Annotated in this window: 15 protein-coding genes and 1 riboswitch; of the genes, 13 read left to right on the top strand and 2 right to left on the bottom strand. The window is 66.5% G+C overall.

Annotation, left to right across the window (positions count from 1 at the left end):
• Positions 1-110 precede the first annotated feature (110 nt).
• From AC5RWA_RS14665 to AC5RWA_RS14650, 4 genes are all read left to right on the top strand, one after another.
• Positions 111-710, top strand: coding sequence for a GDSL-type esterase/lipase family protein (locus AC5RWA_RS14665; protein ID WP_176156864.1), 600 nt, complete (start codon positions 111-113; stop codon positions 708-710).
• 85 nt (positions 711-795) lie between these two features.
• Entirely contained in the window at positions 796-1,623 is an 828-nt protein-coding gene (locus tag AC5RWA_RS14660) for a DUF4097 family beta strand repeat-containing protein (protein WP_494058117.1), read from the top strand.
• Entirely contained in the window at positions 1,623-2,237 is a 615-nt protein-coding gene (locus tag AC5RWA_RS14655; RefSeq protein ID WP_079597638.1) for a PadR family transcriptional regulator, read from the top strand. The genes AC5RWA_RS14660 and AC5RWA_RS14655 overlap by 1 nt, the downstream gene beginning before the upstream one ends.
• A gap of 121 nt (positions 2,238-2,358) precedes the next feature.
• A complete protein-coding gene (locus AC5RWA_RS14650; RefSeq protein ID WP_369299106.1) occupies positions 2,359-2,433 on the top strand; it encodes a 50S ribosomal protein bL37 in 75 nt (24 codons plus the stop codon).
• Positions 2,434-2,543: 110 nt separating this feature from the next.
• Here the strand turns inward: AC5RWA_RS14650 and rsrA are convergent, their stop codons facing one another.
• Both rsrA and AC5RWA_RS14640 read right to left on the bottom strand, forming a co-directional pair.
• Positions 2,544-2,804, bottom strand: a complete 261-nt coding sequence (gene rsrA / locus AC5RWA_RS14645) for a mycothiol system anti-sigma-R factor (protein WP_079597637.1) — start codon at positions 2,802-2,804, stop codon at positions 2,544-2,546.
• Positions 2,801-3,565: a sigma-70 family RNA polymerase sigma factor gene (locus AC5RWA_RS14640; RefSeq protein ID WP_254865576.1), complete on the bottom strand. Its 765-nt coding sequence runs from the start codon at positions 3,563-3,565 to the stop codon at positions 2,801-2,803. Before AC5RWA_RS14640 ends, rsrA begins: the two co-directional genes overlap by 4 nt.
• Before the next feature lie 280 nt (positions 3,566-3,845).
• Here AC5RWA_RS14640 and AC5RWA_RS14635 point away from each other — a divergent pair, with 280 nt between their 5' ends.
• From AC5RWA_RS14635 to AC5RWA_RS14595, 9 genes are all read left to right on the top strand, one after another.
• Entirely contained in the window at positions 3,846-4,394 is a 549-nt protein-coding gene (locus AC5RWA_RS14635) for a DoxX family protein (RefSeq protein WP_115525061.1), read from the top strand.
• Between the two features lie 6 nt (positions 4,395-4,400).
• On the top strand, positions 4,401-5,801 hold the full coding sequence (gene aroA / locus AC5RWA_RS14630) for a 3-phosphoshikimate 1-carboxyvinyltransferase (RefSeq protein ID WP_494058116.1): 1,401 nt from the start codon (positions 4,401-4,403) through the stop codon (positions 5,799-5,801).
• The gene (gene rsgA / locus AC5RWA_RS14625; protein WP_115525063.1) at positions 5,785-6,900 is read left to right on the top strand and encodes a ribosome small subunit-dependent GTPase A; all 1,116 of its coding nucleotides are present in this window, start codon (positions 5,785-5,787) and stop codon (positions 6,898-6,900) included. The genes aroA and rsgA overlap by 17 nt, the downstream gene beginning before the upstream one ends.
• 48 nt (positions 6,901-6,948) lie before the next feature.
• Positions 6,949-7,761, top strand: a complete 813-nt coding sequence (gene hisN / locus AC5RWA_RS14620; RefSeq protein WP_079597633.1) for a histidinol-phosphatase — start codon at positions 6,949-6,951, stop codon at positions 7,759-7,761.
• Between the two features lie 171 nt (positions 7,762-7,932).
• A riboswitch (SAM riboswitch) is annotated at positions 7,933-8,046 on the top strand.
• 37 nt (positions 8,047-8,083) lie between these two features.
• On the top strand, positions 8,084-9,508 hold the full coding sequence (locus AC5RWA_RS14615) for an aminotransferase class V-fold PLP-dependent enzyme (RefSeq protein ID WP_494058115.1): 1,425 nt from the start codon (positions 8,084-8,086) through the stop codon (positions 9,506-9,508).
• A 94-nt stretch (positions 9,509-9,602) separates the two neighbouring features.
• A complete protein-coding gene (locus AC5RWA_RS14610; protein WP_494058114.1) occupies positions 9,603-10,361 on the top strand; it encodes a class I SAM-dependent methyltransferase in 759 nt (252 codons plus the stop codon).
• A gap of 46 nt (positions 10,362-10,407) precedes the next feature.
• A complete protein-coding gene (locus AC5RWA_RS14605) occupies positions 10,408-11,121 on the top strand; it encodes a metal-dependent transcriptional regulator (protein ID WP_494058113.1) in 714 nt (237 codons plus the stop codon).
• Positions 11,122-11,136: 15 nt separating this feature from the next.
• The gene (locus AC5RWA_RS14600; protein ID WP_494058112.1) at positions 11,137-11,571 is read left to right on the top strand and encodes a fluoride efflux transporter FluC; all 435 of its coding nucleotides are present in this window, start codon (positions 11,137-11,139) and stop codon (positions 11,569-11,571) included.
• The gene (locus AC5RWA_RS14595; protein WP_494058111.1) at positions 11,568-11,969 is read left to right on the top strand and encodes a fluoride efflux transporter FluC; all 402 of its coding nucleotides are present in this window, start codon (positions 11,568-11,570) and stop codon (positions 11,967-11,969) included. The genes AC5RWA_RS14600 and AC5RWA_RS14595 overlap by 4 nt, the downstream gene beginning before the upstream one ends.
• Positions 11,970-12,144 lie beyond the last annotated feature (175 nt).

Here is a 12,144-nt window from a genome sequence, read left to right as displayed (position 1 = left end):
GACTCCGGCCGGGCAGTTCTGTTTAATGGATGGACAGCGCCGCCCCGTTATCCCGCATCCGCGGCGCCACGGTGGCAGCGGCCAGTCAGGACCGAAGTAAAGAGGATCGTGTGGAAGACAGGAAGCTGCGTATTGCGGCTGTAGGAGATGAACTGCTCGCCGGACTGGGAGATCCCCGGGCGCTCGGCTGGCTGGGCCGCGTCCTTGCCCGCACTCCCCAGGACGGCATGCTGATGGAAAGTTATGCCCTCCCCTGTCCACAGGAAGGGACGGAGGGTCTGGCCGCGCGCTGGCTGGAAGAAGCGGGGCGGCGGTTCAGCCCGCAGGCGGAAAACCGCCTGGTGATCGGGCTCTCCGGCCGGGACATCGAATTCGGCCTGTCCACTGCACGGAGCCGGCTCAACCTGGCAAACATCCTGGACTCGGCGTCGCAGAACCGGATCGAGGTTTTCGTCGTGGGGCCGCCGCCCACTTTGGATCCGGCGCAGAACCGCCGGCTGGATGAATTGAACACCGCCTTCGCGGATGTCACCACCCGCCGAAAGCACCTGTACGTCGACACGTTCTCGCCGCTCCTCAACCACGAGCAGTGGCGCCAGGACCTCGCGGCAAACGGTGGGACTCCCGGCCAGGCCGGGTACGGGCTCATGGCGTGGCTGGTGCTGCACCGCGGCTGGTTCCAGTGGCTCAAACTGGACGCACCCGCCTAAATCACTCGCGATATATCTTGACCACCCCTTCCGGCAGCGGTACCGTTGGAAGCCTACACACGATATATCGCCTTTTGGAGGGGCCATGTCTGAGCAGAACTGGACTGTCACCAGCCCGCAAACCATCGACGTCGACGGCGTGACGTCGTTGAAGCTGGGCATGGTCCGCGGGCGGTTCGACGTCGTGACCCACCAGGAACCCGTTGCCCGCATTGAGATCACCGAGGTCCACGGAGACCCCGTGGCGGTTTCCATCAGCAACGGCAGGCTGGAAGTCCGGCACCAGCTTCACGGTGCCCAGGGCTGGTTCAAGAACCTCATGGGAGCCGTGAGCCACAACAGCGAAAACTCGGCCGTGATCAGCATCGCCGTACCGGAGAACGTTGACGTCGAAGCTGGAATCGTCAGTGGCGACGGCCTGGTCTCCGGGGTTACCGGCAATACCCGGCTGAATACTGTCTCCGGCTCCGTCATGGCGAACGGCACAGGCGGAGAATTGCATGTCAACACCGTCAGCGGGGAGGTTGCTGCCCGGAACCACGCCGGCGTCCTGACCGCCAAGAGCGTCTCCGGGGAGGTGACGGCCTCCGGCCGCTTCACCCATGTCCGGGCAAACACCGTCAGCGGGCACCTGAGCTTCGACCTGCAGGACTTCACGCACGACTTTGGCTCCAACTCGGTTTCCGGCGACCTCACCGTCCGGCTGCCGCACAATGTGGGCGTGGACATCGTGGCCAAGTCTGCCAGCGGGGCCGTGGTCATCGACGACCAGCACTATGCGCAGGTGGGCGGAAAGGTGGAGACCATTGCAGGTCCTGACGGGCAGCTCATGCTGGTCCGGACGAACTCCGTCTCCGGCAAGACATCGATCTTCCACAGCCCCACACCCGGAAATGCGGAAGCGGCGAACTGATGCCGCCGGTATTCGCGCACGGTGCTTTGCGCCTGTACCTCCTGGCGCTGCTTGAATCAGGCCCCAAGCACGGCTATGAGCTCATCAAGGCCCTCAAGGACCGTTTTGGCGGCACCTACTCCCCCAGCGCCGGCACCATCTACCCCCGCCTCGGAAAGCTCGAGGAGGAGGGCCTGGTGGCCACGGAATCAGCCGGCCGGCGCACCAACTACCGCATCACCGCCGCGGGCCTGGCCGAACTGGACCGGCGGCGCGACGAGCTGGCCGGGGTGGAAAACGACATTTCAGCCTCGGTCCGCCGGCTGGCCGATGACCTGCGGGAGGACATTCGCAGCAACATGCGCGGCCTCCGTGCCGACCTGGCCGCAACGGCGGAAGCTGCCCGTGCCACTACGCTGGCGGCGGACTTCCGGCTTCCGGGCGGACGGGGCCCCGTGGTGGGCCAGCGGTCCCTTAAGGAAGCGGAAATGATGCTCCAGGAGTTTCGCGACGATGTCCGCACCGAACTCAGGCTGGCGGCCCGCACCCAGCCTCTGAGTCCTGTCACCCTGGAAACCATGAGGACGGTGCTGGAGCAGGCCCGCATCGCTATCCGGAACTCCCTGCACTCCTGAGCCCGGCGGCGTGGATGCGTCCGAGCGCAGGTCATGCGGCGGTTCCCGGTTCGCGGGCGGTCTGATGATGTGCGAGACTTGAGGGCAGCTCTTTTGAGTACCAACAGTAAGGAGGCCAGCTATGAGCAAGCGTGCACGCAAGCGTCGTGACCGTAAGCGTGGCGGCGCGAACCACGGGAAGCGCCCCAACACCTAGGCAAATGCCAGGGACTACGGTTCAAGCAAAGACCCCGGAAGCCATTCGGCTTCCGGGGTCTTTGCTGTCCAGTGGCAATTGCGGCGGCTGGATTCTGGCAGCGCCTGGACTTAGGCGTCCACCGGCTTGATGGCGTGGATGCGGTCCAGGATGGCGTTCTTCAGGTTTTCCGGAGCTGCTTCGGTGCAGGAGCGCTTGACCATGTTGCGGATGACGCATTCAAGGTCGTACTGCTCCGTGCATTCCGGACAGTCGTCAAGATGGTTCTTGATCTCCGTAATGTCCTCGCGGGTCAGCGCTCCGTCGAGGTACTCGTAGATGCGTTGCATCCGGGTGTCGTCGCAGTCGCCCAATCCCTGGCAGTCGCTCATTTCCTGTTCTCCTGTTGTGTGCTTGCAGCCGTGTCCTGTGAATCCGCGGCCGTTTTGAATCCCCGCTCGGCGGCGTACTCCGCGAGCATGTCCCGCAACATTTTCCGGCCGCGGTGGAGCCGGGACATCACGGTGCCGATAGGCGTGTTCATGATGTCTGAAATTTCCTTGTACGCGAACCCCTCGACATCAGCGAAGTAGACCGCAAGGCGGAATTCTTCCGGGATGTCCTGGAGCGCACGCTTGACGTCCGAATCCGGAAGGTGGTCCAGCGCCTCAGCCTCAGCAGAGCGGAGTCCACTGGAGGTGTGCGATTCTGCCCGCGCAAGCTGCCAGTCCTCGATGGTGTCCGAGTTGGACTGGAGGGGCTCACGCTGCCGCTTGCGGTAGAGGTTGATGTAGGTGTTCGTCAGGATGCGGTACAGCCATGCCTTCAGGTTGGTGCCCGGCTTGTACTGGTGGAACGCTGAGAACGCCTTGGTATAGGCCTCCTGGACAAGGTCTTCGGCATCCGACGGATTCCGGGCCATCCGCATCGCGGCGGAGTACAGCTGGTCAACGTACTGCATGGCGTCGCGCTCGAACCGCAGGCGGCGCTGTTCGGATGTTTCCGTGGAAACATCCACCACGTTTTCGGTGGTTTCAGCGCCGGGTTGTGGGGCCTCAGCCGCTTCGGACACGGACGCCGCATCCGCGGCGCCCTTCACTTCGTTGTTCGAAGCCTCATACATGGCCGACACGGCCGGATCCAGGGTGCTCATTGCCTTCAAGTCTACTGTCAGGCTGCGTGCACGCGGCGAGCCATACTCCGGAGGTTCCACCTCCAGGGAACTCACTGCCACGGGGCCTGCCGCTTCGATTCCGTCCAACACCCGCCTCAAGGCCCAGCTCCGCTCATTGTTTTCGCACTTTGACTCGTGACCCGACCTTCGCGGACCCGTTTGGCATAACCCCTGCCCTTGGGCAAATATTCCCCAAAAGTGCAAGACTAGGACGGACTCCGCCGTTCACGACGCGGTTCGTCCATCCAGGAGGAAATCCATGTCCTTTGTCCGCACGCTCGCCCGGCCCATGCTGGCTTCCAGTTTCGTTCTTGCCGGCGTGGATAAGCTCAAGAACGCTGACGATACGGCGCAGCAGCTCTCCCCCCTACTCCGCAAGGCCGCGGCATCTCTGCCGTTCCAGGCTGACGAGAAGATGCTTGCCCGGGTCATCGGCGGAACGCAGGTGGGCGCAGGCGTCCTGTTTGGGCTGGGCAAGTTCTCCAGGCTTTCGGCCACCCTGCTGACGGTCATTTCCCTGCTCAACACCTTCGTCGAATGGCGCAGCGCGGACATCAGCAGCAAGGAAGGCCGCGAGACGCGCCGCAACCAGCTGCTGAAGAACCTGTCCCTGAGCGGCGGCGCCCTGCTTGCCTCCGTGGACACCGCAGGCAAGCCGGGGTTGGCCTGGCGCGCCGAGCACCTGGCCGCCGATGCCCGGAAGGGCGCCTCGCACTTTGCTGCGGATGCCAGGAAGACCACGAACAAGAAGCTGTCCAAAGCGGACAAGGCCGTGCGCCGCGCCGTGGAACAGGCCACGGGGGCATAAGCACGAATGACCGCTGCAGCCGCCACCCGGGACGACTCCGGAGCTCCTGTCCCCCATTGGCCCGCGCCTTTCGCCTCGCGGCCCGTTGATGCCACCGTCACGGTTCCCGGTTCGAAATCACTGACCAACAGGTACCTCGTCCTCGCGGCGCTGGCCGATGGCCCGTCCCGCCTGCGGGCACCCCTGCACTCCCGCGACTCGGCCCTGATGATCGAGGCCCTCCGCCAGCTCGGTGCCCGCATCACTGAAGTTCCCGGTGACGGCGCCTTTGGGCCGGACCTCGAGGTGGTTCCGCTGGGAGAGGACACGGCTGCGCCCCTCACCAGGATCGACTGCGGCCTCGCGGGCACGGTGATGCGGTTCGTCCCGCCGCTCGCCGCCCTCCGCAACGGGGACAGCGTGTTCGACGGCGATCCGCACGCCCGCAAGCGGCCTATGGGAACCATCATCGAAGCGCTCAAGGCGCTGGGGGTAGGCGTATCCGCGGAAGGCGGCGGCGCCCCGGCGTCTCTGCCGTTCGTGGTGGAAGGCACCGGAGAAGTCCGCGGCGGTCACCTGGTCATCGACGCGAGCGCTTCCTCCCAGTTTGTCTCCGCGCTTCTGCTGGTGGGGGCACGGTTCACCGAGGGCCTCCACCTGGAGCACGTGGGCAAGCCGGTGCCCAGCCTGGACCACATCAACATGACGGTCGCCGTCCTCCGTGGCGCCGGCGTGTCCGTTGATGATTCAGTCCCCAACCACTGGGTTGTCTCACCGGGGCCCATCCGCGCTTTTGACCAGCGGATTGAGCAGGACCTTTCGAATGCCGGGCCGTTCCTCGCGGCAGCACTGGCTTCGGGCGGAACGGTCCGGATCCCGGGCTGGCCTGAGCAGACACAGCAGGTGGGTGACCTCTGGCGCAGCATCCTGGCCGAGATGGGCGCCGAGGTGACGCTGTCGGACGGCGTCCTGACGGTCACCGGCGGTCCGGAGATCAAGGGCGCCGACTTCGCCGATACCAGCGAGCTGGCGCCCACAGTGGCGGCACTGTGCGCCCTGGCCACCGGCCCCTCCCGGCTGAGCGGCATTGCCCACCTGCGCGGACACGAGACGGACCGCCTGGCCGCGCTGGTGACAGAGATCAACCGCCTTGGCGGTGACGCCGAGGAGACCAGCGACGGCCTGGTCATCCGCCCCGCACGGCTGCACGCCGGCGTCGTACGCAGCTATGCGGACCACCGCATGGCGACCGCGGGGGCCATCCTGGGCCTGGCTGTCGAAGGCGTGCAGGTGGAGGATATTGCCACCACGGCGAAGACCATGCCTGATTTCCCGCGGCTGTGGGCGGACATGCTTGCCCAGGGCGGCGCATCCGAAAAGGAGGCCGACGCCGGGGCGGAAGGTTCCAGCGGTGGCGCGGCGAACTGACTCGTGGGACGAATCGGACGTCCGCATCCGGCCCAGCAAGAAGGGCTCCCGGCCCCGCACGAAGGACCGGCCCAGCCATGACGACGCCGTCACGGGCCGCATCATCACCGTGGACCGGGGCCGCTACACCGCCGTGGTGGGCGAAGATTCCGGCAACGAACGCACGGTGATTGCCGCGCGGGCCCGCGAGCTGCGGCGCTCCCCCGTGGTGGCCGGTGACTTCGTTTCACTGGTGGGGGACGTCTCCGGCGAACCCGATACCCTGGCCCGGCTGGTGAAAATCCAGGACCGGAAGACCCTCCTGCGGCGCAGCGCCGATGACACCGACCCTGTGGAGCGGGCCGTGGTGGCCAACGCGGACCAGCTGGTGATCGTGGTGGCGGCAGCCAATCCCGAGCCGCGCACCGGCTTCATCGACCGGGCGCTGGTGGCAGCATACGACGCCGGCATCGAGCCGATCCTGCTCGTCACCAAGGCCGACGTCAAGGACCCGGCGGAGCTGCTGTCCAACTACACGCACCTGGACTTCCCGGTGATCATCAGCCGCACCGCCGATATGAAGGCGTCCGGCATCGATGCGCGGTCCGACGACGGACTGTCCGCCCGGCTGGACAGCGCAGCGGTCGCCGAACTCAGGGCCCACCTCGACGGGAAGGTCACGGTCATGCTGGGGCACTCCGGCGTCGGGAAGTCCACCATGGTCAACGCGCTTACGGGTGCGGAAAGGGCCACCGGCGGAGTGAATGCGGTGACCGGGCGGGGCCGGCACACATCGTCGTCGGCCCTGGCTCTGCGGCTTGCGGACGCCCCTCCCGGCAGCTGGATCATCGACACCCCGGGCATCCGGTCCTTCGGACTGGCGCACGTGGATCCGGACCGGATCCTGCGGTCCTTCCCGGACCTTTCGCCGGGCATCGATGACTGCGAACGCGGCTGCAAGCACACTGCCACGGCGGTGGACTGCGGCCTGGACGCCTGGGTGGCCGGAGGCCATGCGGGTCCCACCGGTGAAGCCCGGCTTGCGTCCCTGCGGAGGCTCCTCGGAGCGGATCCGCGCATGGAAGCGCAGGAGACCAAGGAGCTCGGCAGCGTCAACTGACAACGCCGATCTCCCAGCAGAACCGCCCGCAGACGGTAGTTTGGAACCATGATCCAACCCGCTTCGAGCTACAACGATGACCTGCGCCTGGCCCATGTCCTGGCCGACTCCGTGGATGACCAGACCATGAGCCGCTTCAAGGCACTGGACCTCCACGTGGAGACCAAGCCTGACCTGACGCCGGTCACCGATGCGGACAAGGCAGCGGAGGAAGCCATCCGCGGCCAGCTCTCCCGTTCCCGTCCACGGGATGCAGTACTCGGTGAGGAGTTTGGCAGCACCGGCCACGGCTCGCGCAGGTGGATCATCGATCCCATCGACGGCACCAAGAATTTTGTCCGCGGCGTGCCCGTGTGGGCCACCCTTATTGCCCTCGTTGACGAGGGCGAGCCGGTAGTTGGCGTGGTCAGTGCCCCGGCACTGGGCAAGCGATGGTGGGCGGCCAAGGGCATGGGCGCCTACATGGGCCGTTCACTTGCCGCGGCCACCCGGTTGCGGGTGTCCGACGTCTCCAGCCTGTCCGACGCTTCACTGTCATATTCGAGCCTGGGCGGATGGAAGGAACGCGGAAACCTTGACGAGTTCCTCGGCCTGACCGAGGACGTCTGGCGGACCCGGGCATTTGGCGACTTCTGGTCATACTGCATGGTGGCCGAAGGGTCGGTGGACATCGCCTGCGAACCCGAGCTCAACCTCTACGACATGGCGGCCCTGGTACCGATCGTGGTGGAGGCGGGCGGCCGCTTCACGTCGCTGGAGGGCGAGGACGGTCCGTTCGGCGGCAACGCCCTGGCCACCAACTCCATCCTGCACTCCGAGGTGCTGCAGCGGTTGAACCCGGGCCTCGACGACCTTCTCTGACTCCGGCCCCAACACCACCTGACCGAAGAATCGACGGCGGGCGCCCCCGAAAGGCGGCGCCCGCCGTCGTTTTCTTCGGCTGGAAACGCCTTTCGCGACGGCGCGTAACAAAAGCCTTAACAGTTGCGCCGGCTTCGAACCTGGCCGCCCCATGTTCTACGCTCTTAACCAGGTCACGAGTGCCAGCGCAAAACCCCGGTTTGCTGGCCGGCAACCCTCCATTCGCGGTGGGGTGCCCCGGGTGACGACCAGGCCGGTCCGGAGCGGATGCGGCAAGCGCGGATTCCTCTATGCCGGAGTCCTGTTTTGAAGTGAGGTCTCTGTGACAACTGCCACCGTCTCCCCCAACGCCGCCACCACCACCGAAGCTGCAGCGGCCCTCGACGCGCGCCAGGCGATCGCCGGCCGTCCCCTCGCCGCCGTCACCGGCGCAGAAATCCAGGCGCCGCTGATCGCCGGCGGGCATGTGCGGTATGCCAACCTCGACTATGGCGCATCTGCCCCCGCCCTCTCGGTGGTGTCCGCCTACCTCAACGAGATCCTGCCGTACTACGCCAGCGTCCACCGCGGCGCCGGGTACGCGTCGCAAATCAGCACCTCCGTGTACGAGAACGCCCGCAGCATCGTCCGCGATTTCGTGGGCGGCCGGCCGGACGATTCCGTCATCTTCACCAGGAACACCACGGACTCCCTCAACCTGCTGGCCGGCTGCCTGCCCGTCGCTGACGGACGCCATGCCGGTGACGTCCTGTACCTGGACATCGAGCACCACGCCAACCTGCTGCCCTGGCAGGGAGTGCCCCACCGCAGCATTGTTGCCGCCGACACCATCGCGGGAACCATCGAGGCCGTCCGCGCTGAGCTGGAGCAGGGCGGCGTGAGCCTGCTGGCAATCACCGGTGCCTCCAACGTCACCGGCGAGATCCTTCCCGTCCGCGCCCTGGCAACGCTCGCCCACCAGCACGGCGCACGGATCGTGGTGGATGCCGCCCAGCTGGCGCCGCACCGCCGCATTGACATCAGCGCGGACAACGTCGACTACGTCGCGTTCTCCGGGCACAAGCTCTACGCGCCCTTCGGCGCCGGTGTCCTGGTGGGACGTCCTGACTGGCTCGACGCCGGTGTTCCACACCTTGCCGGCGGCGGCGCCGTCAAGGAAGCAAGGCTCGACGGCGTCAGCTGGGCAACGGGCCCGGCCCGCCACGAGGGCGGCTCCCCCAACGTCCTGGGCGCGGCCACCCTTGCCCGCGCCACCCAGGTCATCGCCGGGTTGGACCAGGACCGCTGGCACGCGCACGAGTCCGCCATCCGCTCGTTCCTGGTGGAAGGCCTGCAGGACATCGACGGCGTCACGGTCCACCAGATCTTCAAGGACACCAACGCGGACACGGACACCATTGGCGTGGTCAACTTTTCCGTCGAGGGCTACGACGCAGGGCTCGTTGCCGCGTACCTTTCCGCTGAGCACGGGGTGGGGCTGCGGGACGGGCGCTTCTGCGCGCATCCCCTGCTGAAGCGGCTGGGGCTGCCCTCGGGGTCCCTTCGTGCCAGCTTCGGCCTCGGTTCCCGGCTCGAGGATGCCGAGCGGCTCCTGGCAGGCATCGCCAAACTCCGCCGCGACGGGCTGGGCTGGGACTACGTGGTGGACGCCGGCCGCTGGGTTCCCGCGAACGACACCCGCACCTACCCGCACTGGGCTCCGAACACGCCGGGAACCGCGGGGGCTGCTCCCTGCATTGACGACTGACCGTCGCCAGCGGCTGACCGGCCGTGCCCTGCTGCCGGACCCGGATGCGGTAAATTCGGAGGATATCGCAGGGCATTAGTGAAGGAGGCCGCAGGTGGTTCGGGGTGGCCCCAGGCTTGATCATGGGCGGCGCCGGGAGCTCGGCCAGAGCTTCCAGGACGGCGGCAAGCATTACCAGCGGGTCCGGCCCGGGTATCCTGCGGAATCGGCGCAATGGCTCGTTCCGGCCGGGGCCCGTGACGCGCTGGACGTTGGCGCCGGCACCGGCAAATTCACCGAACTCCTGCTGGCCGCTGGGTTAGCCGTGACCGCCGTCGATCCATCCGCAGACATGCTCGGACAGCTGACGGCTCACTATCCAGACACCACGGCTGTCCTCGGCACCGCCGAGGCGACGGGCCTTCCGGCGGCGGCGTTCGACGTCGTCACCGTTGCCCAGGCCTGGCACTGGTGCGATCCCCTCGCGGCGAGCACGGAACTGGCCCGTGTCCTCCGCCCGCACGGAACGCTCGGGCTGGTCTGGAACCAGCTGGACACGTCCGTCCCGTGGGTTCACCGACTCTCCCGCATCATGCATGCAGGGGACGTGTACAAGCCGGACCACCGGCCCGTGATGGGCCCCCAATTCAGACACCTTGAAGGCCATGTGACGCACTGGCAGGACGTTGTCAGCACCAGGGATCTGATGGAGCTCACCAAATCCCGCAGCTACTATCTTCGCGCCGGCGAAGCCACCCGGGCCAAGGTCCTCGCCAACCTTGACTGGTACCTGCATGAGCACCTGGGCCATGCCGACGATGAGGACCTGGAATTGCCGTACCTGACCCTGTCGTGGCGGGCCGTCAAAGCATGAAGAACGTCGCCGTTGCGGTCCACCGGCACCCGGTAGGCTTGGTCCTGTGAAGACCAGCGCGCCCTCCTCCTCCATCGAGGACTACGTCAAGGTCATCTACTCATTCACTGAATGGCAGGACAAGCCCATCACGTCCTCCCAGCTTGCCCAGCGGCTGGGGGTGGCCAACTCTTCGGTGTCGGAGATGGTCCGCAAGCTCAAGGACCAGGGCCTTGTTGACCATAAACCGTACAGTGCCATCACGCTGACCGATACCGGCCTGCGGCTGGCCCTGTCCATGGTCCGGCGCCACCGGCTGATCGAAACGTACCTGGTGCAGCAGCTGGGCTACAGCTGGGACGAAGTCCACGATGAAGCTGAACTGCTGGAGCACGCCGTCTCCGACACGTTCATTCAGCGGGTCGCCGCCAGGCTGGGCGACCCCAGCCGCGATCCGCACGGTGACCCGATTCCCACTGCCGACGGCAAGGTTCTGATGCCCCGGGCCCACCTGATGGGTGAGCTGGACAAGGGCCATACCGGCAGGATCACCCGGATCAGCGACGACAACCCGGATCTGCTCCGCTATCTGTCCGCGGAGGAGATAGACCTCGACGCCGAGGTTGAGGTGGTGGGGCGACGGCCGTTCGGCGGTGCGCTGGTGGTGCGCATCCGCAACTCCGGCCGGGCCCGGGACTACGACCTGGCCGACGAGATTACCTCGGCCCTGTGGGTCCACAGCGACCAGCCGCATCCCGGCTGCACCCTGTCGGACGGCTGAGATGCAACCGGCAGGATGAGCCCTTCGGGAATGCCGTCTGCGCGGGCCTGGCTTGCGGTGGCCGCCGGTGGCCTGGTGGGCAGTGAACTCCGCTATTGCCTGGGGCTGGCCTTTCCCGAGATTCCCGGATCAATACCCTGGGCGACGCTCTGGATCAATGCCGCCGGAAGCTTTGTGCTGGCGGCGTTATCGACGGCCTGGATGGCCCGGCCGGGGACAGCGTCCTGGCTGCGCGCGGGGCTGGGCCCCGGACTGCTGGGCTCCTTCACCACGTTTTCTGCCGTGGTGTTCGCGGTGGATCAACTGGCCCGGGCAGGCCAGCATCCCGTCTGGGTTGCCTACCTGGCGCTCTCACTGCTCCTCGGACTGGGGGCTGCCGGCCTCGGGTGGCGTGTGGGCAGGCTGCTCCCCCGGACATCGGAGGCTGACGCTGCGGGCGGCAGGCCATGACCGCTGCCGCGCTGGTGGGAATCTTCGGCGTCCTGGGCTCACTGCTGCGCTTCGCCATCGACAGCTGGTTCGCGCATCACCTGTCCACCCGCAGCGTCCGGACGGCTGGAGGGCAGGAAAGGCTGCACTGGCCTTGGGCTACGCTGCTGGTGAACGTGCTGGGGTGCCTCATCATCGGGGTGTCCTTTGGCCTGACCGGGCGGCTGGGACTGCCGGACGAGTGGCACGCCGGACTTGCCACGGGCCTGGCTGGAGGACTGACAACCTTCAGCTCGTGGACCACCGCCACCGTGCGGCTGCTGAGTGAAGCACGCTTCGGTTCCGCAGCTCTGAACATCGTGGCAAACCTGGCCCTGGGCTTTGCAGCTGCAGCGGGGGGCATCGCGCTGGCAGCATAGCTGGATTAACCACGCACGTTAGTGACACTGGCGTGTTGGGTGAGATAAGGAAGACCTCCGGGTGGAGTGGGGCTTGACTAGAGTCCAATTCCACGCATGGAGGTCTTCAATGTCCAACCCTAACGCTCTTCTGATTCCTCGTGGCAGGCTGCAGCTCGCGCAATGTGTCGTTGAT

Source organism: Arthrobacter sp. 210 2, from assembly GCF_059093025.1.
Note: the sequence above shows the minus strand (reverse complement) of the source record. Positions and strands in the feature narration are given on the sequence as shown.